Genomic DNA, 24696 nt, shown 5'->3' on the forward strand with positions numbered 1-24696 from the left:
AGGTCTGTAATGAAGTCGTTGAAAGTCTCTCTGCCGCTCGCGGCATCTTTGGTGTGCTGCGCGGCGCACGCGCAAAGCAGCGTCACGTTGTATGGCGTGGTGGACAATGCGTTCGCCTATGTCAACAACCAGCGCGGCGCGTCGAACGTTTATATGAGTCAGGGCAATTTGCAGGCGAGCAAGTTCGGCCTGCTGGGCGCGGAAGATCTCGGCGGCGGCACGCGTGCGATCTTTCGTCTGGAAAGCGGTTTCAACTCGTCGACGGGCGCGCAGTCCAGCACGGGTTTTCTGTTCAACCGTCAGGCGTATGTCGGTCTGAGCGATGACCGTTACGGCACGCTCACGCTCGGGCGTCAGTACACGCCCTACTTCAGCATGGTCGGCGCGCTCGGGCCGACCAGCGCGCTCACGGGTGCGACGGGCGCGCATCCCGGCGATGTCGATGCGCTCGACACAACGCTGCGTCTGAATAATTCGGTTACCTATCTATCGCCGACGATCGCGGGTCTCGCGTTCAGCGCGCAGTATGGGTTGGGCGGCGTGCCGGGCAGCATCGCCAATGGCAGTCAGTTCAGCGCGGCGGTGCGTTATGACTATCAGCCGGTTTCCATCGCGGCCGGCTATCTCAAGCTGAAGGAGACGGCGACCAGTCCGGCGATCGGCAGTTTCGCAATCAATTCGCCAGTGAACAACGGCTATGCGAGCGCGCGCAGTGCGCAGTTGATCGCGGCCGCGGCGCGTTATACGGCGCGTGACTGGATGCTCGGCCTCAACTATTCGAACGTGCAGTACGCGCCGGGCACGGGTTCGCTGTTCACGGACGAAGCGGTGTTCAACAACTACGGCGCGATTGCTTCGTATCGCTTCACGCCCGCGTTTGCGGTCGCGGCAGGATACAGCTACACGCGCGCGAGCAAGGCCAACGGCATCGACGATCCGGCGCAGTATCACCAGATTTCGCTGGAGCAGACTTACGCGATGTCCGCGCGCACGACGTTCTACGCGCTTCAGGCCTATCAGCGTGCGCGTGGCAAGTCGCTGATCGCGTCGAATGGCGTTTCCATTGCGGATGCGGTAGCCGTGGTGGGCGACTCGCAAAACGCATCGCCGTCTTCCGGTTCGTCTCAGTTCGTGGCGATGATCGGCATGCGTCACGCGTTCTGAGATTTTACTTAGGATAACGTCCAGTTCCGCGCGAAGGCATCGAAACGCTCTGTCTGATCGGTTTGCCATTGCGCGGACTTGCCCAACTCCTCCGCCATGATGCGCGCGACTTCGGGCGCGGCGCGGCGCGCGGCGGCGGCATCGAGGAACAGCGCGCGGTTGCGTCGCGCGAGCACGTCTTCGATCGTGCGCGCCAGTTCTGAGCGGACGGCGAAACGCGTTTGCGCTTCGGTCAGTCCGCTCGCCGCGACAAGCACGCGCGATGCGCCGGGCAATTTTGCGATGAGCGATGCATCGGTGCCGTAGACGCCGCCGTTTGGCTCGCCTGTCGAACCGTGCAAGGGCAGATTGTGTGTGCGGCTCGGCGCAGCAGGCAGCAGGCCGTTTTTCACGGCGAGATCCATGACTTGCTGCGCCATCAGGCGATACGTGGTCCACTTTCCACCGGTGACGGTAATCATCCCGGACGCGCCCGATTCGATCGTGTGCTCGCGCGAGAGCGCAGCGGTCGATGCCGCGCCATCCGACTTGACGAGCGGACGCAGGCCGGCCCACACGCTCAGAACATCGTCACGCGTGGGTTTGTCGGTTAGATAATCCGCCGCCGTCGTCAAGATGAAGTTCACTTCGTCGTCGCTGGCGCGCGGGTCGAGCGGCAGGTCGCGGCGCGGCGTGTCCGTGGTGCCGACGATCGTCTGACCGTGCCACGGCACGATGAACAGCACGCGGCCATCTTTGGTCTTGGGCACCAGAATGGCGTGTTCGCTTTTTAGAAAGCGGCCGGCCAAGGTCAGGTGCACGCCCTGACTCGGCGCGACGATGGGGCGTGCGGTGGAGTCGGCCATCGCGCGGATTTCATCGACCCACACGCCTGTTGCATTGACGACGCAGCGCGCCGTGAGCGAAATCCGGTCGCCGGTTTCGACATCCTCCACATCCAAACGGTGATGTCCCGCCTCTTTCACGACGCCGATCCCACGCACCGTCGCGTTATTCAGCGCCACGCCGTCGAGGTCGAACAGCGTGCGCATCAAGGTAATGGCGAGACGCGCATCGTCAAACTGGCCGTCGAAGTAGAGCGTGCCGCCGCGCAAGGGCTTGCCGTGGAGTTTAGGCGCGAGCATCGGCGAAAGTGCGCGCGTTTCGGTGAGTCCAAGCCCGCGGCTTGCCTCCAGATTCAGCGAGCCTGCGAGCCAGTCGTAGACCTTCAGACCGATGCCATAAAGCGCCTTGTCCGTCGCCTGATACGCCGGCACGACGAACCCGAGCGTGCTCACAAGATGGGCTGCATTGCGCGCCAAGAGCCCGCGCTCACGCAGCGCCTCGCGCACGAGCGGAATATTGCCCTGCGCGAGATAACGCACGCCGCCATGCACGAGCTTGGTCGCCTTGCTCGACGTGCCTTTGGCAAAATCGCGCGCTTCCAGCAGCAAGGTGCGATAGCCGCGCGAGGCGGCATCGACGGCGGTGCCGAGACCGCTTGCGCCGCCGCCGATCACGATGACATCCCACAGCGTGGTTTGATCCAGTTCGCGCAGTAAGGTGGCGCGGTCAAGGGTATGCATATCGTTTTTAGCTTGTTTGGTCGCAAGTGCGGGCATGGTCGATCGCGCGACGCCAGCGTTCGAGGTGCGCGTCGCGTTCATCGGATGACATCGCCGGTTCGAATCGATGCATCGTTTCATGCCGATGCGGCAGTTCATCCACGCTCGGCCAAAAGCCGCAACCGAGACCGGCGAGACACGCCGCGCCGAGCGCGGTCGTTTCCGTGATGCGCGGGCGCGCGACCGGCCGGCCGAGCAGATCGGCCTGAATCTGCATGAGCAAGTCGCTGCGCGATGCGCCACCGTCCACGCGCAGCTCGCTCACGGCGATGCCCGAATCGGCTTCCATGGCATCGAGCATATCGACCGTCTGAAGCGCGATGGCTTCCAGCGCCGCGCGCGCGATATGCGCGCGCCCGGTGCCGCGCGTCATGCCGGACAGCGTGCCGCGCGCGTGCGGGTCCCAATACGGCGCGCCCAGCCCCGCGAAACCCGGCACGAGCACCACGCCTTCGGTGCTGGTGCATTGCGCGGCGAGCGCCTCGACATCCGCCGCTTTTTCGATGATGCCCAGCCCGTCGCGCAGCCATTGAACGATCGCGCCGCCCATGAACACCGAGCCTTCGAGCGCGTAGGTGCGGTGGTCGTCGATCTGCCAGCCGAGCGTCGTCAGCAGCCGATGCGTGGAGACGACCGGTTCGCCGCCCGTGTTCATGAGCAGGAACAGGCCGGTGCCATACGTGTTCTTGACGCCTCCCGGCGCGATGCAGCCCTGCCCGAACGCCGCCGCTTGCTGATCGCCCGCGATGCCGGTGATCGGAATGGATGCGCCGAAAACGCCCGCATCCGTCGATGCAATCGGCCCGCTCGACGCCACGACTTCCGGCAGCACCGCGCGCGGAATGTCGAACAGCGCGAGCAGTTCGTCATCCCACGCGCAGGCGCGGATATCGAACAGCGAGGTGCGCGACGCGTTCGATATATCGGTGACGTGCCGCGTCCCGCCGGTCAGTTGCCACACGAGCCAGGTATCGACGGTGCCAAAGGCGAGTTCGCCACGACGCGCGCGCTCGCGCAGGCCCGGCACGCTGTCGAGCAGCCACGCGAGCTTGGTAGCGGAAAAGTATGGATCGATCCGCAAACCCGTTTTTCGTTCGATGAGCGCGCCCGCCCCCGCCTCTTCCAGCCGTGCGCAATGTGGCGCAGTGCGGCGGTCCTGCCAGACGATCGCGGGGCCAACCGGCGCGCGCGTCTTGCGGTCCCACAACAACGTGGTCTCCCGCTGATTCGCGATGCCGATTGCCGCGATGTCCGCCGCCGTCGCGCCAGCTTCGCGCATGGCATCGCGCGCCACTGCATACTGCGACTCCCAGATTGCTCGCGGATCGTGCTCGACCCATCCCGGCTGCGGAAAGTGCTGGGGGAACTCGCGCTGCGCACGGCCGACGGCGTCGCCCGCACGGTTGAACACGATCGCGCGCGAACTCGTCGTTCCCTGATCGAGGGCGAGAATGAAGCGAGGTGGACTCATCGGAAACGTTCGAAAATGTTCGGAAATGAATTTTTTAATTCGATTTCGAACATCTTAGCACTGTGTGAATCAGGGAGAAAGTGCGCGTTCGCTCAATGAAATTGCCTGCTTTCAAGCAATATTAGGTGCTTGCGAGCGGTAAGGCTTGTCCGTACACTGAATCATCGAGTCCACCCGATTTTTCACTTTTTTGCGATTTCGAGCATGACCAAAGCAATCGACATTGCGCTGAATGGCCGGCAGCAGGCACTTTTGGAGCGCGTGGGACGAAACGGCTTCGCGACGATCGAGGATCTGGCGGATCAATTCCAGGTCACGCAGCAGACCATTCGCCGCGACGTCAACTGGCTCGCCGATCAAAACCTGCTACGCCGCTATCACGGTGGCGCGAGCGCGCTGACAAGTTCGGAAAACGCCGCCTATACCGCGCGTCAGCAAATGTTCTTGCAGGAAAAGCAGTGCATTGCGCGGCGAGTCGCGGAGGACATCCCCGATCACGCGACGCTGTTCATCAATCTGGGCACGACCACCGAAGAAGTGGCGCGCGCGCTGCGTCAACACAAAGGGTTACGGGTCATCACGAACAATCTGAACGTCGCTCAAATTCTCGCCGATGATTCGGATGCCGAAATTCTCGTGACCGGCGGCAAGGTGCGCGCGCGCGACCGAGGCGTGGTGGGCGAGCAAGCCGTCGATTTCATTCGTATGTTCAAGGTGGATTTCGGCATCATCGGCATTTCGGGGATCGAGGCGGACGGCACGCTGCGGGATTTCGACATCGGCGAAGTGCGCGTGGCGCAGGCGATCATCGAACAGTCGCGCACGGTGTTTCTCGTGGCGGACCGTTCCAAGTTCGGACGCGCGGCGCTTGTGCGACTCGGTCATCTCGAACAGATCGACACCCTCTACACCGATGCCCCGCCGCCCGAGTGGATGAGCGAGGCGCTCGCGGCCGCCAGCGTGACGGTTCGCGTGGCGACCTAAGCCAAGCCGAGATTCAACGCGCCTTGCGGGCCGCCTTGCGCAATTCGGCGGCAACGAAGGATGCGAACGTGCCGGCGATACTCGGCCACGTCATGATGTTGGTCTCATCGACATCGGCGACCTTCAACCCCTGACGTTCGATGGCGCGCTGCCCGATCGTGCTCGATGCAATGAACCGGCGCACCAGTTCCGCCTGCGTTTTCTTTTCCGCGGCGGCGTAGAAGTCACGCGCGGCTTTCACTTCGTCCTGGCGACGCTGTTCGGCCGCGGCTTCCGCGGCGGCGAGGCTCGCGGCCACCGCGCCGGTACGCGCTTGCTGCTCGCCCTTTTTCGACGCCGCCTGTTCGATGCGTTCTGTCTGCAACAGCGAGATTTGACGGTCCGCATCGGCCACGCGGTAGTTCTCGGCCAGCGCCTTCATGAGATAGCTCGATGCACGCCGAATGTCGTCGCCCTTCACGATCCGCCAGCGAACATAGTCGATGGCCTGTTCGATGCGGGAATCCGTCCATGTGTTGCGATTCTCGCGGATCTGCGCGAACTGTTTGTCGGACAGCCCGAACTCCTTGAACAGTGTCAGATAAAGCGACGCAGACGCGAGCATGTCCACATCCGCCGCCGCCGCCGCTTCCTTGCGCTTGAGCTTGAAGCGAATCTGATCTTTCTTGCGCGAGCCCGGCGTGCCGGCGCGCGTTTCGTATGCGATCTCGATGTCCGAGAGTTCGTTGATATGCCGGATGGCCGGTTCGAGATAGTCGCGCTTGAAGTATTTGAACTCCGCGAAATTGGCCCACGACTTGCCAGGCAGGCTTCGAATCAGGTCGAGCGAGATCCAGTCCGTCCGCTCGTGCGGGACTTCGGGCAGCACATGATCGTAGATGGCGCGCGCGTAGATGAGCTTGAAGCGCGAGGTGACGAGCAGGCTCGTCCAGTACGAGTTTTCAGGGTCTTTGATAAGACGCTGCAACTCGAGCGGCACGCGAAAACGGATGCGCCCGCTTCTCACGCTCACTCGTCCGATTAGTTCGAGCCAGTCGCCTTCGTCATCGTTGACGGAGATTGCTTCTGCACCGATGTCGTCGCTGTCGTCATCCTCGTCGGCTTCGGTCGGATCGGCGCGGTCTTCGAGGAGGCGGCCTTTGGCATCGACGGAAACCACGGGGCCGCTCGTCACTTCGAGCATGGCCGACTTCACGCTGCGCACGACACTCGAGAAGTGTTTTTTGTTATGGCTCTCGTAGCGCATGAGCCATTTGAAGAAATTCAGCGAGACTTCGTAGGTTTCCGTGATCTCCGGATCCTGAGCGACGATGAAATAGGCAGCGTCCACGAAACGGCGAGCCGACAACCCAAGTCCGATGATTCGCGCGAAGACGCTGTTCTTCTGATAGCCGATGTCTTTCGATGACACCACCGTATCGATGGGCGTTCGGATTGGCGCGTTTTCGACGAACAGATCGAGCGCGTATTGAAGCGGCGTCACTCGCCGTTCGACACTGCTGGCCATGGGTTATTCGCGGTTTCTAGAATATCGCCGCACTTTAGCATACGAAGGTGAGATGGTGTTCTGTTTCTCTCACCTTCTCCCCTTTGTAACTCGTCGGCGGACAGTAACTCTCACCCTGGTGACAACGAGTCTCACCTTTGAGCCCAGTCGAATCGGCTGGAAGACCCCGCAGCAAAGGGGTTCGTCAGTCGAATTACACTCGCTCTCACCTATTGCACGCCGATGCCAGCGTCTCTCACCTTTTGCCCCGTCATTCTCCCTTTCCGGACAGTAACTCTCACCTCGAGTAAACAACGGCTCTCACCTTCGCCTCACCAACTCTCACCTTTTGTGTCTAAGTAATTGATTTATCGAAAAAAAGTCTAGGTCTGTTGGTTAGTTTGTAGGCTTTATGTTTCAAAGTAAACCACTAACCCCGCACTTTGGCGGATTGCGCGAAGGGAAAAATCTTAAAGGTGAGAGGGAGTGTCCGCTTCGGCAGTTTTTCGCCGTGAGTGTCGAAATGGCAATGCGGAAGAAACGCCTTCGAAGAGGTCGCCGAATGGCAAAGGTGAGAACGAATGTCGGAAAGCAGGGTTGTGAGGCGCGTCACGACGGGTTTAGCCGCGTTTTATGATTTTCGATGCGTGTGACTGCTACGGGGACAAGCGTGGATCGGGGTTTACGTACATTTGAAGCGACACAGACTCTCACCTTTCCGCAACCGCATTCGGTGGAGAAACGACCGGTCAAAGCGCAAGGTGAGAATTTTTGGCAGAGCGAAAGTGCGATCCGTCAGTTACAGCAAGGTGCATTTACTGCGCTATGCACCAAAAAAGTGTAAAAAAATCAAAGAAGTGACGGAAAGCCTTCGGCTGAACGGCTACGCAGAAGTAATGCCGGACAATTTCCGGTATTCTACGTTTAACCTTAATAAACGGAAAAAACTTCGAAATGGCAAATATGAGTCAACCGATGCCAATCGACAGAACTGTGACGTTAGCGCAAATCAGCGATTTTGCGGATGTCGTCACGGACTATGCGACGGAACTACGAGATCAGATTCTCGCGCCGCGCCCTCGAAAGAGCGCGCCGATGTTCACGACTGGAGAAATCGCCGAACTTTGCGGGCTGACACGTCAGCAGGTTCACTACCTTGTCTCCAAGAGCGATGGCGTGCTCCCGGAGGGGCAGTCTACTGGAACCGGAAGAAGCCGAAGCCGGATGTTTACCCTGGCCGAAACACGCACATGGGTTCAGCGCGTTTCCGAGGTTTTTCAAACCCCACTCGTGGAAGGTCCAAGCGATGGCTTTGAGGGCAAGGTGATCATCACGTCGCAACTCAAAGGCGGCTCCGCGAAGACGACCACGACAATGTGCCTCGCGCAGGGCTTGACGCTCCGCGGACGCAAAGTGCTGGTAATCGATCTCGATCCTCAGGCATCGCTCTCGGAATTGTGCGGGCTGTACGCGGAGAAAGAAATTTTCCCTGAAGACACTGTCCTCCCGTTTATCTACGATCAAAAAGTCGAAGGCGGTCTGCTCGGAAAGGTACAAACGACGTATTGGGATGGCCTCGACATTATTCCGGCGCATACCGAGTTAGTGGGTGCCGAATACCATCTGCCCGCCATGCAGATGAAACTGCCCGGGTTCAAATTTTGGACAGTCTTGAGGGATGGGCTCGCGCCGCTGCGCAAGCATTACGATTACATCATCCTGGACACGTCGCCATCCCTCTCGTATCTGAATTTGAACGCCTTGATGGCGGCAGATGCGATGGTCATGCCGATGGTCCCCGAGAATCTCGATTTCTTCAGTTCGCTTTCGTTCTGGCGACTTTTCTCGGATGTGGCGAAGTCGTTCATTCGATATGAAGCAGATAAAAAGTACGACTTTGTGTCCGTGCTGCTGACCAGGGTCAACTACGGACCGACGGCTTCGACGCCCGTCGTGCGCACGTGGGCACAGGGTGCGTATCGGCAATGGCTCGATCCGTTTGAGGTTCCTGCAAGTTCAGTGATGAGTTCCGGTGCGCTGGCGTTTACCACGGTATTCGACATCGCTAGTACGCACAGTCAGGCCAAGTCACTGGCTCGCGTTCGACAACCTTTGGTCGACTACTGTCGCTGGGTGGATGATCAATTCGTCAAGCAATGGAGACCTGCGCAATGAGTAACATCCGGGAACAGCTTCTTGCCAAGACGGCGGGGATCAAGGCGACCGATGCGCGCAAGCCTGATGCAACGCGTCGTGCGAATCGCACAGAGACAGCGCCGGGCATGGCTGGCGCATTGGCTGCGGCTCAACTGCGCGTTCAGGAACTTGAATCTACCGGTACGTCTTCTCAGCTAGCGGTAGGCGAAATTTCCCCGAATCCGTGGCAACCGCGCCGTGTTTTCAACGAAGCAAAATTAACGGAGTTAGCAGAGTCAATTCGTGAAGTCGGATTGATGCAGCCGATCGTTGTTCGGCGTTCCGAGCCGGGTTACCAGATTGTGGCGGGAGAGAGACGGTGGCGCGCTCACAAGATGTTGGGCGCTGACGCGGTGCGGGCGGTCGTGATCGACTGCACGGATCAGGACATGGCAGTGTTGGCGCTCGTCGAAAACGTCAGTCGCGATGACCTGTCCGACTATGAAATATCAGTATCGATTCGGCGTTCGGAACGCGAATTTCCCGACCGAAAACGGATGGCAGAAGCGCTGGGTATGTCGCGCGCCGGACTCTATCGTTACTTCTCTTATGAAAGCCTTCCTGATTTCGTTCGCAAAACACTCGATTTGCAACCAAGTCTTATTGGCGGACATGCCGCTCAGGACGTCGTAGCTACGCTGAAAAAGCACGGAGACGAGGGACTGAAGGCTGCAGCTGAGCTATGGCCCGAAGTGACGAAAGGCGACCTTCCGCAAGGAAAGTACGCAGCGGCGATTGCTGCGCTTGCAACTAAGCGCGGCTCGGGTGGCGAAGGCGGCAACGCTCGGAGTATCGAAAAATTTTTTGCCGGACGAGAGCAGGCCGGGAATATCACCAAAGACATCGGAAGCTTCACGGTGAAGATCAAGACGGCAATGCTGACCGAAGAACAGGAACGAGAGATACGAACGGTAATTGGAAGATTGTTTTCGACTCAGCCGAAAGGGCATTGAGATTTGAAAGTGTTAAAAGCCCGCGACGCGGGCTTTTTTTTGTCCGTGTCTCCAATGGAGACACGGACAAAAAGGCTTACTTCAGTTACACCTCAGGCGGTCCTGTACAAATTCTTGCGGTAATGGGCGACACGCACGGTTCGGAAACGTTGCTTTCGCGAACGGCGGCATCTCGGCTGCGGTTGCATATGGTGTCTCCAGTGGAGACACAGCGACGAAGCCACGTTCGGGTCGACGTGAGGTGGCGCCCCGCGCGAAACAACGCAGCCACGTTGCTGTCTAGACCAAACTCTGAATCCCCGTAATCGCGGAGTACCGTCTCTCGGGAGTGGTTGCATGGCGCGTCTCCAATGGAGACACGCCACGCAAAACAGACTGCGAGGTCCTCTGACATCAACTTTAATGGCGCATGTTGTCCGGAAGACATTCAGCAAACGCGGTAGGCTTCGCACTCCGTAAGCGATTTGGGAATGGCCGCAGTGCTTGCTGAAATGCCATTGCACCGTGAGTACGAGGAAGATCGTGGTCTCCTCAGGAGTAGATGTCTGCGCTCCCTTATCAGCCCTTCAACCTGGTTGAATATGACGCAAAATCTTGTATGGCACGGAGTTGAACGTCGACATGTTGAGCCGGTAAAGCGCGACTTGAAATGTTTAGCGGGAGCCACGCAGAAACAGCTCGCCCACGCCGTAGCCGCTTACTCGACGCTAATGCAACATCCATAGCACGACGCATCTTCTCCACACGCCAACGGTCCCGGCAGCCCGTGAAACAATCAAAAGACAAGAAAGCAGTTTATTTGACGTTTCAATTCAACCGCTTACGATGACTTTCTCATCATGTTTCACGAAACTCCTGGTGTGAACGCTGGGATGTCTCGGATATCACTGCCTAATCGGTGTTTGAGACGAGTCGCCGTCGGCCCCAGGCGAACACGTATCAAACGAGATAAAAAGCATAACGGTCGACACGGCACCAGCTATTCGTTCCTCTTACACCATCACGCTCGCCGCTTCTGATATTGCCGAAACGGACGACCAGCCTTGAACTGTTCAAGACGCTCCCCGGCCTCGGTCAGTGCTGCCAAAGTCGCGCGCCGAAGTTGTAGGTCATAGAGAGACACGATCCCAGCGAACCCTTCAAACTCGCCATCCGGAAGTCGCCACAAGCCCGAATCACGCCCCGCGTCGAACACTTCGGCCATCGCTTGATCTGCTGCCAGAAGGTCCTCGTCGGAAAAGTCTCCCTGCCCGGCGTCGGAAAGAAATTTGGTGAGAAGCATGGCTTCGGTTACATGCTGTGCGGGCCCGATGTCAGTCACGCCGACGCGCAGCGCTGCGAGTGATAGGTGAACTTGAAGTGCGAGCTCGTCCGCAACGGCGCGAGGAATGGGGAGCAACTGAGACTTGCTCAAATGCGCGCGCGTCGCCTGAGTCGTATGTTTAAAGGGAATAGGGCGTGACATGCTCGAGTCGATGGTTGATCTGTTCGCGTTAACGATCAACCTGCTCGAAATCTTGAGCCGCGTTGCTATCTTGGCTCATGAAACGTTGGATTGCGGCGACAGTGGTCAACTTGTCGCGCAGGAAGACGGTGGACGGATCGCTTCCACCCCAACGACCACTCTGCACGCGTTCCGCTGCGCTTACCAGCGCCCGCGCAAATCGTACGAGCTTAAAACGAGAGGTGGCGAAACGGACCCGCCCTATGGAACGCAGAAATTTTGCGGTAGCTCTGTCAGTACAACGCTTAGGCGCATACGAACTGAACACTGCGAGCCGGGAAGCCCCCTGCTTGCCAATGCAAACATCAACGCTCGCCGAAGTCATCCTGCGCGTCTTACGTAAAAACAAGAAATCTGGCTTTGCCGCGCAAGGTCATCGGTCAGTCGAGCGGCCGAGGCTCGGATTGGTCTGCGCTTGCAAACTCAAACTGACGAGGTGCTGCAGTGAAAAGTGAACGTGACTTCGTCCACTGGGTTGCGTGCCGACGCTCCGGCGTATGCGCAACACATACAAGCGATGCCGGCAAGCCCGGCATTTCATACACAACGAACAAATTTGCGGACGTTCGAGCCCACTGCTAAAAAGCGACGCGATGCACCACCGGACTAAAACCACTGTTTTGTAATATCTACCAATCCCAATGATAAGAATGTATAAAAGACAAAAGCGCCATATTGGCGCTTTTGTCTTTATGGGTGAGAACAATTACCGCTGGTTGTCCTTTTTCACTTCTTCCTTCGCATCGCCCCACTGCTTACGGGCTTCGCCAGCGCCTTGCTGGACTTGTCCCTTCACTTGCTGGGCCGTGTCGCCGGTGGCCTTGCCAACGACCTCATTGGCCTTGCCCTTCACCTTTTCGGCGGTACCCTTAACTTGATCCTTGTTCATGGTGATCCTCCCGTTCGGTTGCGTGGGACGGCTGTCCCAACGGAAGGTGTAGGAGCAAAACACGGGCCTAGCCATCCGAACTCGCCGATCAAATGGCGAAAGACAAGAAAGCGCAAATTCAGTTATCGCGAACCGCAGAAGAAGCGAATGACTAGTAAACGCTTACTGAGAATTTTTTTTCAAGGTAGCCGCGTCCCGTCTTCATTAGGTGATCCTCGATCGAGATTGAGCATCCTGTCCCAAAAAGTCATCAAGATTCCCAATTTAATTCGGCATCCGAATAAAAAACCGCCGCCATCCCCAAAACCCAAATCACGGCTCTGATGCCGCCAGCGCAGCGGAAGCCCCCGATGGCGCCAAAAGAATCGGCGGCATCGTCGTGAACACGGGCGGTTGAGGCGGCACGTCCTCCGTAACCTCCGCCGCCGGTTCCACACGCGCGCGCTTGGGATGCACAGGCTTCTGCATCACCGTTTGCTTTGCCGCGCTGGGCTTTGGTGCCTTGGAGAATGTCTCCGCCACCCATGCTTTGAAGTGCGCAAACCACGCCTGCCACGTTCCCGGCTCCTCGTGCGTGTCGAACCGCGCACGTGCATCGATCAGATGCGCACGCAACGAACGCTGCACGAAGTCGCCCACCATCGGCAGCGCGCTGTGCGCCCCTTGTCCCCAGTAGTCGCTGCGCAGCGTGACGCGGCTGTCGTTGAAGCCCACCCACGCGCCCGCCACCAGTTGCGGATGCATGAGGATGAACCAACCGTCCGCATTGTCCTGCGTCGTGCCCGTCTTGCCCGCGACATCGCCGCGTATGCCAAACCGCGTGCGGATCGCCGTGCCGGTGCCGCGATTGATGACATCGCGCATCACATCCACTAGCTTGCGCGTGGCGCCGACCGACAGCGCCCGCTCAGGCTGACTCTCAAACTGCGCGAGCACATCGCCGTCCTTGTTCTCGATCCGCGTGACCAGCAGCGGCTCCAGATAACTTCCATCATTGGCGATGGTGCCGTAAGCCGACACCATCTCCTTGAGCGTGACAGGGCTCGTGCCGAGCGCAAGCGACGGCACCGCATCGAGATGACTCTCACGCACGCCCATCTCACGCGCCAGACGGGCCACGCGCGCGGGTCCGACCGTCTGCATCAATTGCGCGGTGATGCGGTTCTTCGAATACGCGAGGCCGTCGCGCAGGCTGACCGCGCGGCCGCTGGGCGGCGAATCGTCGGTGGGACGCCAGACCTCTTCACCTTTGATCGGAATCTCTACCGCCTGATCGATGAACGTGTCCGATGGCTGCGCGCCATGCTCGAAAGCCGCGCCATAAACAAACGGCTTGAAGGTCGAGCCAGGTTGACGGCGCGCCTGCTGAACGTGATCGAACGGGTCCTGCATGAAATCGCGGCTGCCGACCCATGCCTTGATCTGCCCGTTGCGCGGATCGAGCGCGACGAAGCCTGCCTGCACGCGCGTCTTGCTTTCGCACAAGGTCTGCATGAAAACGCGATCCGCGGCGAGTTGCTTCAGTGCATCGGCATCGTTCGCGCCGTGCTGACGCGCCGTGCGATATTCGTTCGTCTCGCGCATGAACGTATGCGTGAGATCGGGATTGGCCGATGCACACCCGCCGCGCCCGCCCCATGCCGCGCTCGCAATCGACTGCATCTGATTGCCCTGTAACGTAAGCGCTTGCGTGGCCATCGACTGAAGCCGCGAATCGATGGTCGTGCGCACCACGAGACCATCGGAATAGATGTTGAAGTCGTTATCGTCCGCCCATGCAATCAGCCACTTGCGCAACTGCTGCGCAAAATGCGGCGCGCGTCCCGGTTCATCTTCCTGCCGCTCGAAGTCGATGCGCAAGGGCCGCTTCTGCAACGCGTCGAGTTTCGCGGGCGCGAGATGCCCGAACTTCACCATCTGCCCGAGCACGATATTGCGCCGGTCCAGCGCGCGCTCGGGATTGATCACCGGGTTGTAATAGCTGTTTCCCTTCAACATGCCGATGAGCGTCGCGCTTTCCAGCACATCCAGTTCGCCCGCCGACTTATCGAAGTACGTTCGCGCAGCCATTTCAATGCCGTACGCGTTATATAGAAACGGCACCGTATTTAGATAAGTTTCGAGGATCTCGTTCTTCGAATAGAGCGCTTCGATCTTGAACGCGGTGATCGCTTCACGCAGCTTGCGCGTGAGCGTTTGCGAGCGGCCAATTTCTTCCGGATAAAGATTGCGCGCGAGTTGCTGCGTGAGCGTGGAACCGCCTTGCCGCTGCCCTGAAAACGTATGCAGCGCCGCCGACGCCGTGCGTTTCCAATCGATGCCGTGATGCTCGTAAAAACGCCGGTCCTCGGTTGCGATGAGCGCATCGATGACCTGTGGCGAAATCTGCCTGAGGCTCACCCATTCGCGGTGCGTCGGCCGGAATTCGGCGAGCAATTTGCCATCGGCCGAATAGATTTGCGCAGGCTGATCGACCTTTGCACGACGAATGTCGCGGATGCCGGGCGTGAAAGGAATCAGCAGCAACACATACAGCACGAAGAGCGCGGGCAGCACCAGAAGCGTGCGCCGTCTCGCGTGGGGACGCAGCCATGCGGCGACGCGGGCGGTCAGTTTCTCGGCAAAAGCCTTGTATTCGGACGCATTCACAGCGAAACGGCGAGGCCTGATCGGGAAAGCCTGCATCGTAGCGCATGTTTTTAACGAGCCTTTATTTTCGATGCCTTTTGCACGATCGATCGCGCCCGAACCCAAGACAAAAACATGGCGCTTTTTATTGCGGCCATAACGAATATGCCGGCAACAAAAATAAAAACAAGTTAATAATAATTCGGATCGCGAATTAAGCGCGGCGGCCTGCTCAGCCTGGCTACAACCGGTATACTCGGATCAAACATTATTCGTCTCCGGCACAAAGCCGGGGCATCCAATTCCGAGAGATCATGAAGGTATCTAAAGAACAGGCTGGGCAGAATCGCGATGCGCTGCTCGATGCGGCCTCGCGCATGTATCGCGAATTCGGTTTCGATGGTGTCGGTGTGGCGCAGATCGCGCGTGAAGCAGGCCTCACGCACGGCAGCCTGTACGGCCACTTCGAGTCGAAAGATCATTTCTCCGCCGAGGCGTGCGATCAGGCGTTCGAAGGCGCGCTCGACCTCGTTCGGGTTATCGAGCCCGGCGACGAGCGCGCCCTTGCCGCGTTCTTCAAACACTACCTTTCCGAGCGTCATCGCGATACACCGGCTACCGGCTGTCCCATCGCCGCGCTCGCGGCCGATGCCGCACGCAAGGAAGGCCCCGTCGCACAGTCCATGACGCAGGGCATCGAGGCGTTCGTGAAGCTGTTCGCGGAACGCTTCGCCGACACGTCTGCGAACGCCGCTGCAAGCCGCGAGCGCGCCATGAGCACGCTTGCCATGCTGGTGGGCGGCGTCGTGCTCGCGCGTGCGTGTGCATCGACGAATGCGCGGGCATCGAAGCAAATGCTCAACGCGGCGTTGAACAGCATTGCGAAGCAGGCAAACGGCGAAGTCGTCTGACGCATCACCACAGCGCACGACATCGCGTGACATCCCGCGCTCACGCGACCGGATATGATGGCGCATACTTAAATGTGCCGTCTTATCTGGAGAAGTGAATGCCCGCAATACAGGACAGCGTCAACATGGCGCTCTTTTGCGACTTCGAGAATGTCGCCCTCGGCGTTCGCGAAACGAAGTTCGAGAAGTTCGATATTCGTCCCGTGCTCGAACGGTTGCTGCTGAAGGGAAGCATCGTCGTCAAGAAAGCCTATTGCGACTGGGATCGTTATAAGAGCTTCAAGGCCGCGATGCACGAAGCGAGCTTCGAGATGATCGAGATTCCGCACGTGCGCCAGTCCGGCAAGAACTCGGCGGATATTCGCCTTGTCGTGGATGCGCTCGATCTCTGCTATACCAAGTCGCATGTGGATACGTTCGTCATCATCAGTGGCGACTCTGATTTTTCTCCACTTGTTTCCAAGCTGCGCGAGAACGCCAAGAAAGTGATTGGCGTGGGCGTGAAGCACTCGACCTCCGATCTGCTGGTTGCCAATTGCGACGAATTCATCTTCTACGATGATCTCGTGCGCGAGTTGCAGCGCGAAACCGCGCGTCGCGAAGTGCGCGAGACCAAGCGCGCGCCGAACGGCGACAAGCAGCCGAAGCAAGACGCGGAAGCGCGCGATGGACGGGAAGGGCGCAAGTCGAACGCCATCGCGATTGCGGTCGAGACGTTCGAAGCGCTTGTCGAAGAACGCGGCGAGAGCGGCAAGATCTTTGCATCGGTGTTGAAGAGCGCGATCAAGCGTCGCAAGCCGGGTTTCAGCGAGGCGCATTACGGTTTTCGCGCGTTCGGCAATTTGCTCGATGAAGCGCAGTCGCGCGGTTTGCTCGGCGTGGGCCGCGATGATAAAAACGGCGCGTTCGTGTTCCGCGTGGGTTCGTCGATGACGACGGAAACCGTGGTGGATGAACGCCGCCGTGAATCCGCGCCGGAGCCGGTCATCACGCTGCCGCAAGAAGCTCAAACGCACGAAGCCGTGGAAGTCGAAACGGAAGCCGAAGCCAAGCCTGCGAAGGCGAAAACCCCGCGCCGTGGCGGACGCAAAACCGCTGCAAAGAAAGCACCGGTGGAAGTGCCGCAAACATCGCTTGAATTTGCGTTGCCTGCAGAGATGCCGCAAGAGACGCAGCCGCCAGTCGAAGCAAAACCCCCACGCCCCGCGCGCAAATCCACATCGCGTTCGCCGCGTGCTCGCAAGACCGCAGCAAAAACCGAAGCGCAATGATCAACACGCCGTCGCCCGAAAGCACCGCCGCGCGCGTCGCGCTATGGCGTGCGCTGCATGCCGAAGTCGATGCACCGCCGCTCGTGCTCGATGACCGCATCGGCCTGCAACTGCTCGCGCCGGGCGATGACTGGCCGCATCGCGGCGACATGGACCCGCAATTTACGCGGCCATTTCGCGCGTCCATCGTGGCGCGTGCGCGGTATATCGAAGACATCGTGATCGAGCAGATGAGCGCGGGCATCGCGCAATATGTGATTCTCGGTGCAGGCTTGGATAGCTTCGCGCAACGCAGGGCGGATATCGGATCGCGGTTGACCGTGTTCGAAGTCGATCAACCCGCGCCGCAGGAATGGAAGCGTCAGCGTTTGATCGAGCTGGGTTTCGGCGTGCCGGACTGGCTGCGCTTCGTGCCGGTGGATTTCGAAGCGGGCGAGCGGTGGCTCGACAAGCTGATCGAACGCGGTTTCGATCGCAGCCGCCCGGCGATCGTCGTATCGACCGGCGTCAGCATGTATCTCACGCGTGATGCGAACGCAGCGGCGCTGCGCGAAGTCGCGGGACTTGCCGCCGGATCGATGCTCGTCATGACCTTTCTGTTGCCGGTGGACATGGCCGATGCCGAAGTGCGTCCCGGACTCGAAATGGCGGAGAAGGGCGCACGCGCGAGCGGCACGCCGTTTCTCAGCTTCTTCACGCCGGAACAGATTCAATCGATGGCGCTGAACGAAGGCTTCAAATCCGTGCAGCACGTATCAGCAGACGACCTCACGCAACGCTATTTCTCAGCCAGAACCGATGGCCTGCGCCCGCCGCGCAACGCCGAAGAACTGCTGATCGCGACGACCTGAACTAAGAGCGCAGCCACGCGAACGCCGCGAGCGCGATCATCACCGTGATCGCACCGCCGATGCGCGTGGCAATCTGCGCGAACGGCATCAATTCCATGCGATTCGCGGCGGTGAGAATGGCCACGTCGCCGGTGCCGCCCAATCCGCTGTGCGTCGCGTTGACGATGGCCGCTTCGACCGGATACATGCCCGTCCAACGCGCGACGAAAAAGCCCGTGACCACGAGCGTGAGCACCGTCGAAACAGCCGTCACGATATTGACCCAGTGAAACGCGATGACGATCTCGCCCCACGGCGTCATCGCCACGCTGATGGCGAACATGAGCGGATACGTGACGGCGGTAGAGAAGAAGCCATACATGAAGCGCGCGCCTCCACGCACGCGCGGCGACACCACCTGAAAGAACTGCGCCGCGACGACGAGCACGAGCATCACGACCGGCGCAGGCCAGCCGAAAAACTGATTACTTAGTACGCCGAGCAGATACAAAGCGATTGCCGTTGCGCCTGCCGCCGCGACCGAACTAACATCGAATTCGAACGAAGTTTCTTTCGTGTGTGCAACGTCATCGTTCGTGTTGTCGATAGTGAGCCGCCCGTTGCCAGTCAGCGCCGGACGCCGCGTGCCGAGCGTGTTGAGCAGCCCCGCGCAGCAGATCGCCGCGATATTGCCGAGCATCACGGCGGACAGCACTTGCGCGAACAACGGCCCTTGCTCGACGCCGAGAATCTGCGCATAACCCGCCGACAGCGGCAACGCGCCTTCGCCGACACCGCCCGCCATGATCGGCACCACCACGAGAAACAGCGCGTGCTTCGCGTCCATTCCAAGCGCCGTGCCAACCGCCGTTCCAACGATGGCCGCCGCGACCGACCCGCTCGCCACCGGAATGAAGATACGCACGAAGCCCTTGACCAGCGTCTGCCGGTCCATGCTCAACACGCTTCCGACAATGATCGCCGCGATGAACAGATACAGAAAGTTCGATTGCTTCGTGAACGCGGTCACGGCCTTGGTGATCGGCTCCGGCATGATCTTGTAGTAGATCAGCATCGACGGAATGAAGGCCGCGAAAATCGAGGTCGCGCCGATGTGGCGTATCCACGGAATGCGCTTCGCCAGTTCCGCGCACGTGAAGCCGCCCACCGTGACGAGCGCGATGCCGGTCGGCAAGTCGCTTGCGAGCTTGCCATGCAGCGTCATCGCGGCGAGCACGGCGATCAGCACCACATAGACCGGCAACGGCAACGCGCCGATGCGCACATCGAACACGCGCCACCAGCGTTCCTTGAAACCCGCGTCCATCTTCATGGCACGAGCAGCAGAAGAGAAACGCCGTACACCACGAGGCCGAGCGCGCACGTCATCACCGTGAAGCCGAGCACGCGTTGCACGCCGACGCCTGCCATGGCGACCACCGGCGCGGCCCAGAACGGTTGCATCATGTTGGAGACTTGTTCGCCCATCGCGACGGCCATCGTCGTTGCAGGCACGGACGCATGCAGCGCGACCGCTGCGGGAACCACGAACGGACCTTGCACGGCCCAATGTCCGCCACCGCTCGGAATGAAGAACGTGACGATCAACGAGCACACGTAACTCCAGAACGGCAGCGTGTGCGCATTCGAGATCGTGATGAAGAAATGCGCGATGACATCCGGCAATCCGGTTGCATCCATCGTGCCCATGATGCCGCCGTAGAGCGGGTATTGAAGCATCATCGAGCCGGTTTGCTTCGCGGCGTTCTTGACGGCATCCGCGTAGGCGAGCGGATAGCCATGCAGAATCACGCCTGCGATGAACATCACGAAGATCACCGCGTTGACGCCCGTGAACGCCACATGCTGAGACTGCGCGATGATGACCAGCGCAATCCCCGTCACGCCGATGAACGCCGAGCCGATCCACGAATGCTCGATCCAGCGCGCGAAACTCAGCTTGCCTTCGGGCCTTTTGCGGATGGGTTCGTCGGGATGCTTCGCGGTATCGAGCACAACGGCATCGCGATCGTCCGGCTTGAGCCACGCCAGCACGAAAGGCATGGCGACGAGCATCACCAGCGTCGGCACGAGATTGAAGCGCGTGAACACGGTCTCGCTGAAAGGCAGCACCGCGCCCGTTAGCTTCTGCACGACGTTCATCGAACTGCCCGGCGTCGATTGCGCCAGCGCGATGGAACTCGAAATGCCGCTCGCCCACACGACCCAGCCCGAAAACCCCGCCGCGACGATCCACGCGAAATCCACGCGCATGCGCTTGGCGACTTCACGCGCCAGCAGGGCCGCGACGACCAGCCCCATGCCCCAGTTGAAGAACGATGTCAGCGCGACCAGCACAAAGGTCAACGCCGCCGCCTGCGCGGGCGTGCGCGCGATGGAAACGATCGCGCGCAAGAACCGTTGCACGGGCGGCGCATGCGCGAACGCATGACCGGTGACGAGCACCAGCGTGATCTGAAACGCGAACGTGAAGATGTCGAAAAAGCCCTTGTACCAGCCCGCGATCATGCGCGGCAACGTCGCGTGCGGGCCGAAGATCGCGGCGAGCACGGCGACAATCGCGGTAATCAGAATTGCCAGCACGAAAGGGTCGGGAATCGTGCGCTCGAACAGACGAATGGTGGCTTCGGTGAAATGCGTCTTGCGCGCGTCGGTGGTTTTCATGGGTGTCTCCTTCCTGAAGGCGCGTTTTTATTCTTGCGTCGTGAAGCCGTAGAGCGCGGCGGGGTTCGTAACCAGAATGCGCTTGAATGTCGCCTCGTCGTGGCGGGTCCAGTCGGCGAGCAGGTCGAGCAGCATCGCGTCGTCGGGCTTGTGCGTTTCGGTGACGTGCGGCCAGTCGCCGCCCCAGACGAGCCGCTCGGGCACGGCATCGACCCATGCCTGGGCCATCGGCTTGATGTCGGCGTAGCGTTCGTCGAGACCTTGCGCCGAATCCAGATACGGGCCGGACAGCTTGATCCACGCGCGATTCGCATCGACGAGACCGCGCACGATGCCGAACGCCTCGTGCTTCGTGTCGATGCTCACCGGCAAGCGCGCGCGATGATCGAAAACCATCGTGGCGGGCAGGCGCGCGAGCATCGCCCGATGTTCGACGATCTGATCCGCCGACCAGTGCAGTTGCACATGCCAACCGAGTTCGGCCACGCGCGCGGCGAGTGGTTCGACCATCTCGAAGCCGACCGCAGCGTTCTTAGCTGTATAAAGCGTGAAGCGGATTCCGCGAATACCACCTTCGTGCAGCGCGGAAAGTTCGGCATCCGTAACATCGGGATGAAGCACCGCGATGCCGCGCGCATTGTCGATACCAAGCTGACGAATCGCATCGACGGTCACGGCGTTATCGGTGCCGTACACGCGCGGCGTCACGATCACCACGCGCTCCGTGCCGATGCGCGCCTGCACGCGACGGTACGCTGCCACATTAGCCTGATTGTTGTCGTTGAAGATATGAATGTGCGAATCGCACGCATGCGCGGGCGTTTTCATCGTGACGTGTCTCCGTTTTATATGTGCTCAAAGCACAGCACGCTTCGCGCGTAATGCTTCGATGTCCGCATCACTCAAGCCCGCTTCGCGCAGCAACACATCGCTATGCTCACCGAACGCGGGCGCGGCGAACGGCTCGGGCAGCGGCGTCGCGCCGAACCGCACCGGATGCTTGAAGCCGCGATAGCCGCCCACGCCCGGATAATCGAAATGCGCCACCATGTCTTCGGCCTGCACTTGCGGATCGTCGAACATATCTTCGATGCTGCGTGCCGCCGCGCAAGGCACGGCATCGCCGAACAGCGCTTCCCACTCCAGCGCGCTTTTCTTCGCGAGCGCCGCGTGAAGTTGCGGCACGATCTCATCGCGATGAATCGCGCGTTTGCGCACGCTGTCGTAGCGTTCGTCGGTGGCGAGCGCATCGAGCCCGGTGAGTTCGCACAAGGACTTCCAGAAATGCGGCGTGTTCGCGGACAAATACAGATACCCTTCGCGCGTCGGATGAATGCCGGTGATGCCGCCCGAACGCATGTCGCGGCCAACGTCCTTGGGTTCGTCGTCGGCCCAGATGAGACGCGCCGACTGCATGGTGAGCGCGCTGCGCAACAGCGACACGCCGACATACTGCCCTTCGCCCGACTTCTCGCGCGCGAACAACGCCGACGCCACGCCCGACGCCACCAGCGCCGCCGCGTAGTAATCGACGACGGAACCGTAAAGCACTTCCGGCGTGCCATCTTTCGGGCCTTGCAGCGTGCACATGCCGGTCATGGTTTGCAGAACCTGGTCGTAACCGGCCTTGTCCTTGTTCGGGCCGTTTTCGCCGTAGCCCGTCACCGCGCAATAAATCAATCGAGGATTGACCACGCGCAATTGCTCATACGCGATACCCAGACGCGCCGGCACGCTCGGCCGGAAGTTGTGCACGAGCACGTCCGCCTGTTTGACGAGCGTGAGCAGCACATCGAGCGCTTCCGCTTGCTTCAGATCGAGCACCAGCCCGCGCTTGCCGCGATTCACGCCGAGAAACGCGCGGCTTTCCGCTTCGAGTGTCGAAGGATATTTGCGCAGATTGTCGCCGGTAGGCGGCTCGATCTTGATGACTTCCGCGCCCTGATCCGCGAGCAGCGTGCATCCGTAAGGCCCGGCGATATACGCGCTCAGATCGAGCACGCGCACGCCTGCCAGCGGACCGCCGCGTTCAGCCTGATGTTCCATGATTTCGTTCCCTTTAGATTCCGAGCGAGGCGCGCTGCGTGTCCGACAGCAGACCGAGCCGCGCTGCATCCCGCACCAGCACGCGCGCGCGTTCGATGAACGGCGGATCGATCATTTTCCCGTCCACGACATACGCGCCGATGCCTTGCCGATCCGCCTCGCGCGCCGCTTCCACCACGCGCACCGCATGCGCGATGTCGTCATCGGACGGACGGAACACGTCGTTGGCAATCGCGATCTGGCTCGGGTGAATGCAGCTTTTGCCGATGAAGCCGAACGCGCGCGACATCTGCGCTTCTGCGCGAAAGCCGTCCGTGTCCTTGATGTCGGCGAACGCGGTATCGAACGCGAACACGCTCGCTTCGCCAGCGGCCACGCGCATGGCGAACATCGCGTGTTCGATGGCCGCCTTCTCCCGCCGCGCGATGCCAAGCGGCTCGAACAGATCGCCGAGCCCAAGCTGCAATCCAGCAACACGAGGATGCGCGCCCGCCAGTTCTGCCGCCCTTCGCAACGCGCGCGGCGATTCGATATTCAGCAGCAGCCCGATGGGCGCGCTCACGCCGTTCGCGCGTTCGGCGGCTTCCAGCGCGTGGACAGCGGCGCGCACATCGTCGGGATGCTCCGGCTTCGGCAGATTGACGAGCGACACGCCGTTGCACGCGACGGCTTTGAGATCGGCGGCGAAGTGCGGCGTGGCGAGCGCATTGACGCGCACGATCAGCGTTTTATCGCTGGCGCGGGCGGCATCGGTGGCGAGAAAGGACTGGAGTTCGGCGCGTGCCGCGTCCTTGCGCTCGGGCGCGACGGCATCTTCCAGGTCGAAGGAAAGGGCGTCGGCGGCGCTCGCGAGGGCCTTCGCGAACAACTCCGGCCGCGACGCGGGAACGAAGAGCTTGCTTCTCATATGTCTCCTTCGTGTGAGGCTTTTTCTGTTGCCAACCAGTCTACGGACGCCGACGTTTTAGATAAACTATTCACGCCTATCTTCAAACGTAAGCTCGTCTATCTAATGGAACTCGCCTTTCTCGGCAATCTGCTGCTCGTCGTAGATACCGGTTCGATGGCCGAAGCCGCGCGGCGCGTCGGCGTGACGCCTGCGGCCATCGCCCAGCAAATGCAGGCGATGGAGCGCGAACTCGGCATCACGCTGTTCGTGCGCGCCGGGCGCACCGTGACGCCGACGGAAGCGGGGCATCGCGTGATCGAGCGGGCGCGCGGGCTGGTCGCGGATTTCAACGATCTCAAGGCGCACGCGCTGGAAGGGGAGGCGGCGGGCGAACTGCGCATCGGCAGCATCACGACGGCGTTGCTGAGTCTCTTGCCCGATGTGCTCGCCAATTTCGCGCGCGCCTTTCCGCGTGCGAAGGTGCGGATTCGCGCGGGCACGTCCATGGAGCTTTACGACACGCTGCAACGCGGCGATATCGATGTCGCCATTTCCCTGCATCCGGCTTTCGCGCTGCCGAAGGCGTATGACTGGCATTTGCTGCGGGAAGAACCGCTCGTCGTGCTCGCGCCCGCGCATCTCGCGCATGAAGACCCGCATGAACTGCTGCGGCGCGAACCGTTCATCCGCTATGACCGGTCGCTTGGCGGCGGCAAGCAGGCCGATCAATATTTGCGCGCGCAGCGAATCGTGCCGAACGAGCTTTTCGAACTCAACGCGCTCATGCCGATCGCGATGATGGTGGATCGCGGACTCGGCGTATCGCTGGTGCCGGATATCGTCTCGCCGATGACCGCCGCGCTCGCGACGGTGCATATTCCGCTGCCGGTGCCGGTCGAACCGCGCCGCTTCGGCGTGGTGTGGCAACGCGCCTCGCCGCGCGCACGGCTCATCCACGGACTCCTGCGATGCGCCGACGAAGCGGTTGCCGCAAGCGCCGCAGGCTTCGACGGAATTCGTCCCGCCTCTTCAAAAACCGCCGTCTAGCCGATACAATGGCGGCCCCCTGCCCAGGTGGCGGAATTGGTAGACGCACTATCTTGAGGGGGTAGCGCTTAACGGCGTGCGGGTTCGAGTCCCGCCCTGGGCACCACGGTTTTCTCCGCAGTCAGCTTGTCAATACTT

The 24696-nt window shown here is 60.5% G+C and carries 19 protein-coding genes and 1 tRNA gene; 9 read left to right on the forward strand and 11 right to left on the reverse strand.

Annotated features, from left to right (window positions below; all coding sequences use genetic code 11):
• Nucleotides 1-9 precede the first annotated feature (9 nt).
• Nucleotides 10-1164 (forward strand): porin, encoded by a 1155-nt coding sequence (locus tag ACZCWR_RS33895; RefSeq protein WP_487306450.1) that lies wholly within the window; start codon nt 10-12, stop codon nt 1162-1164.
• Nucleotides 1165-1172: 8 nt separating this feature from the next.
• On the opposite strand, the gene ACZCWR_RS33900 is transcribed toward ACZCWR_RS33895, so the two are convergent.
• Nucleotides 1173-2729 carry a glycerol-3-phosphate dehydrogenase/oxidase gene (locus tag ACZCWR_RS33900; protein ID WP_487306451.1) on the reverse strand — a complete coding sequence of 519 codons (1557 nt, stop codon included), beginning with the start codon at nt 2727-2729 and terminating at the stop codon, nt 1173-1175.
• A gap of 7 nt (nt 2730-2736) precedes the next feature.
• Nucleotides 2737-4239: a glycerol kinase GlpK gene (glpK, locus tag ACZCWR_RS33905; RefSeq protein ID WP_487306452.1), complete on the reverse strand. Its 1503-nt coding sequence runs from the start codon at nt 4237-4239 to the stop codon at nt 2737-2739.
• A 204-nt stretch (nt 4240-4443) separates the two neighbouring features.
• On the opposite strand from glpK, the gene ACZCWR_RS33910 reads away from it, so the two are divergent.
• Complete coding sequence (locus ACZCWR_RS33910) at nt 4444-5223, forward strand: DeoR/GlpR family DNA-binding transcription regulator (RefSeq protein ID WP_487306453.1); 780 nt, start codon at nt 4444-4446, stop codon at nt 5221-5223.
• 13 nt (nt 5224-5236) lie between these two features.
• On the opposite strand, the gene ACZCWR_RS33915 is transcribed toward ACZCWR_RS33910, so the two are convergent.
• A complete protein-coding gene (locus ACZCWR_RS33915; protein WP_487306454.1) occupies nt 5237-6730 on the reverse strand; it encodes a replication initiation protein in 1494 nt (497 codons plus the stop codon).
• Between the two features lie 933 nt (nt 6731-7663).
• Between ACZCWR_RS33915 and ACZCWR_RS33920 the strand changes: the two genes are divergently transcribed.
• Both ACZCWR_RS33920 and ACZCWR_RS33925 read left to right on the forward strand, forming a co-directional pair.
• Nucleotides 7664-8884 carry a ParA family protein gene (locus ACZCWR_RS33920; protein WP_487306455.1) on the forward strand — a complete coding sequence of 407 codons (1221 nt, stop codon included), beginning with the start codon at nt 7664-7666 and terminating at the stop codon, nt 8882-8884.
• A complete protein-coding gene (locus ACZCWR_RS33925; protein ID WP_487306456.1) occupies nt 8881-9858 on the forward strand; it encodes a ParB/RepB/Spo0J family partition protein in 978 nt (325 codons plus the stop codon). The genes ACZCWR_RS33920 and ACZCWR_RS33925 overlap by 4 nt, the downstream gene beginning before the upstream one ends.
• Before the next feature lie 1000 nt (nt 9859-10858).
• Here ACZCWR_RS33925 and ACZCWR_RS33930 read toward each other — a convergent pair.
• From ACZCWR_RS33930 to ACZCWR_RS33940, 3 genes are all read right to left on the reverse strand, one after another.
• On the reverse strand, nt 10859-11323 hold the full coding sequence (locus ACZCWR_RS33930; RefSeq protein ID WP_487306457.1) for a hypothetical protein: 465 nt from the start codon (nt 11321-11323) through the stop codon (nt 10859-10861).
• Between the two features lie 745 nt (nt 11324-12068).
• Nucleotides 12069-12251 (reverse strand): CsbD family protein, encoded by a 183-nt coding sequence (locus ACZCWR_RS33935; RefSeq protein ID WP_487306458.1) that lies wholly within the window; start codon nt 12249-12251, stop codon nt 12069-12071.
• A gap of 312 nt (nt 12252-12563) precedes the next feature.
• Complete coding sequence (locus ACZCWR_RS33940) at nt 12564-14936, reverse strand: penicillin-binding protein 1A (protein WP_487306459.1); 2373 nt, start codon at nt 14934-14936, stop codon at nt 12564-12566.
• Nucleotides 14937-15193: 257 nt separating this feature from the next.
• Between ACZCWR_RS33940 and ACZCWR_RS33945 the strand changes: the two genes are divergently transcribed.
• The 3 genes from ACZCWR_RS33945 (at nt 15194) to ACZCWR_RS33955 (ending at nt 17912) form a co-directional block, all read left to right on the forward strand.
• Nucleotides 15194-15790 (forward strand): TetR/AcrR family transcriptional regulator, encoded by a 597-nt coding sequence (locus ACZCWR_RS33945; protein ID WP_487306460.1) that lies wholly within the window; start codon nt 15194-15196, stop codon nt 15788-15790.
• A 98-nt stretch (nt 15791-15888) separates the two neighbouring features.
• On the forward strand, nt 15889-17061 hold the full coding sequence (locus ACZCWR_RS33950; RefSeq protein WP_487306461.1) for an NYN domain-containing protein: 1173 nt from the start codon (nt 15889-15891) through the stop codon (nt 17059-17061).
• Entirely contained in the window at nt 17058-17912 is an 855-nt protein-coding gene (locus tag ACZCWR_RS33955) for a class I SAM-dependent methyltransferase (RefSeq protein ID WP_487306462.1), read from the forward strand. Before ACZCWR_RS33950 ends, ACZCWR_RS33955 begins: the two co-directional genes overlap by 4 nt.
• A gap of 1 nt (nt 17913) precedes the next feature.
• On the opposite strand, the gene ACZCWR_RS33960 is transcribed toward ACZCWR_RS33955, so the two are convergent.
• The 5 genes from ACZCWR_RS33960 to ACZCWR_RS33980 are packed head-to-tail and all read right to left on the reverse strand — an operon-like array spanning nt 17914 to nt 23529.
• On the reverse strand, nt 17914-19224 hold the full coding sequence (locus tag ACZCWR_RS33960; protein ID WP_487306463.1) for a 2-hydroxycarboxylate transporter family protein: 1311 nt from the start codon (nt 19222-19224) through the stop codon (nt 17914-17916).
• Nucleotides 19221-20576, reverse strand: coding sequence for a short-chain fatty acid transporter (locus tag ACZCWR_RS33965; RefSeq protein WP_487306464.1), 1356 nt, complete (start codon nt 20574-20576; stop codon nt 19221-19223). Before ACZCWR_RS33965 ends, ACZCWR_RS33960 begins: the two co-directional genes overlap by 4 nt.
• Nucleotides 20577-20603: 27 nt before the next feature.
• Nucleotides 20604-21404, reverse strand: coding sequence for an amidohydrolase family protein (locus ACZCWR_RS33970; RefSeq protein ID WP_487306465.1), 801 nt, complete (start codon nt 21402-21404; stop codon nt 20604-20606).
• A 27-nt stretch (nt 21405-21431) separates the two neighbouring features.
• The gene (locus ACZCWR_RS33975; RefSeq protein ID WP_487306466.1) at nt 21432-22622 is read right to left on the reverse strand and encodes a CaiB/BaiF CoA transferase family protein; all 1191 of its coding nucleotides are present in this window, start codon (nt 22620-22622) and stop codon (nt 21432-21434) included.
• A gap of 13 nt (nt 22623-22635) precedes the next feature.
• Nucleotides 22636-23529 (reverse strand): HpcH/HpaI aldolase/citrate lyase family protein, encoded by an 894-nt coding sequence (locus ACZCWR_RS33980; protein WP_487306467.1) that lies wholly within the window; start codon nt 23527-23529, stop codon nt 22636-22638.
• Nucleotides 23530-23634: 105 nt separating this feature from the next.
• On the opposite strand from ACZCWR_RS33980, the gene ACZCWR_RS33985 reads away from it, so the two are divergent.
• Together ACZCWR_RS33985 and ACZCWR_RS33990 are read left to right on the forward strand one after the other, a co-directional pair.
• Nucleotides 23635-24558 (forward strand): LysR family transcriptional regulator, encoded by a 924-nt coding sequence (locus ACZCWR_RS33985; protein WP_487306468.1) that lies wholly within the window; start codon nt 23635-23637, stop codon nt 24556-24558.
• A 21-nt stretch (nt 24559-24579) separates the two neighbouring features.
• Nucleotides 24580-24664 (forward strand) — tRNA-Leu (locus ACZCWR_RS33990).
• Nucleotides 24665-24696: the final 32 nt, after the last annotated feature.

The sequence above is a fragment of the Caballeronia sp. A2-2 genome, assembly GCF_057612605.2.

Bases quoted from the DNA above. Each gene is read 5' to 3' on its own strand.
- ACZCWR_RS33980 (WP_487306467.1), bottom strand. From the start codon at position 23,529: ATGAGAAGCAAGCTCTTCGTTCCCGCGTCGCGGCCGGAGTTGTTCGCG.
- ACZCWR_RS33920 (WP_487306455.1), top strand. From the start codon at position 7,664: ATGGCAAATATGAGTCAACCGATGCCAATCGACAGAACTGTGACGTTA.
- ACZCWR_RS33965 (WP_487306464.1), bottom strand. From the start codon at position 20,576: ATGAAAACCACCGACGCGCGCAAGACGCATTTCACCGAAGCCACCATT.
- ACZCWR_RS33915 (WP_487306454.1), bottom strand. From the start codon at position 6,730: ATGGCCAGCAGTGTCGAACGGCGAGTGACGCCGCTTCAATACGCGCTC.
- ACZCWR_RS33945 (WP_487306460.1), top strand. From the start codon at position 15,194: ATGAAGGTATCTAAAGAACAGGCTGGGCAGAATCGCGATGCGCTGCTC.
- ACZCWR_RS33895 (WP_487306450.1), top strand. From the start codon at position 10: ATGAAGTCGTTGAAAGTCTCTCTGCCGCTCGCGGCATCTTTGGTGTGC.
- ACZCWR_RS33960 (WP_487306463.1), bottom strand. From the start codon at position 19,224: ATGAAGATGGACGCGGGTTTCAAGGAACGCTGGTGGCGCGTGTTCGAT.
- ACZCWR_RS33935 (WP_487306458.1), bottom strand. From the start codon at position 12,251: ATGAACAAGGATCAAGTTAAGGGTACCGCCGAAAAGGTGAAGGGCAAG.
- ACZCWR_RS33930 (WP_487306457.1), bottom strand. From the start codon at position 11,323: ATGTCACGCCCTATTCCCTTTAAACATACGACTCAGGCGACGCGCGCG.
- ACZCWR_RS33910 (WP_487306453.1), top strand. From the start codon at position 4,444: ATGACCAAAGCAATCGACATTGCGCTGAATGGCCGGCAGCAGGCACTT.
- ACZCWR_RS33925 (WP_487306456.1), top strand. From the start codon at position 8,881: ATGAGTAACATCCGGGAACAGCTTCTTGCCAAGACGGCGGGGATCAAG.
- glpK (WP_487306452.1), bottom strand. From the start codon at position 4,239: ATGAGTCCACCTCGCTTCATTCTCGCCCTCGATCAGGGAACGACGAGT.
- ACZCWR_RS33975 (WP_487306466.1), bottom strand. From the start codon at position 22,622: ATGGAACATCAGGCTGAACGCGGCGGTCCGCTGGCAGGCGTGCGCGTG.
- ACZCWR_RS33940 (WP_487306459.1), bottom strand. From the start codon at position 14,936: ATGCAGGCTTTCCCGATCAGGCCTCGCCGTTTCGCTGTGAATGCGTCC.
- ACZCWR_RS33970 (WP_487306465.1), bottom strand. From the start codon at position 21,404: ATGAAAACGCCCGCGCATGCGTGCGATTCGCACATTCATATCTTCAAC.
- ACZCWR_RS33955 (WP_487306462.1), top strand. From the start codon at position 17,058: ATGATCAACACGCCGTCGCCCGAAAGCACCGCCGCGCGCGTCGCGCTA.
- ACZCWR_RS33985 (WP_487306468.1), top strand. From the start codon at position 23,635: ATGGAACTCGCCTTTCTCGGCAATCTGCTGCTCGTCGTAGATACCGGT.
- ACZCWR_RS33950 (WP_487306461.1), top strand. From the start codon at position 15,889: ATGCCCGCAATACAGGACAGCGTCAACATGGCGCTCTTTTGCGACTTC.
- ACZCWR_RS33900 (WP_487306451.1), bottom strand. From the start codon at position 2,729: ATGCATACCCTTGACCGCGCCACCTTACTGCGCGAACTGGATCAAACC.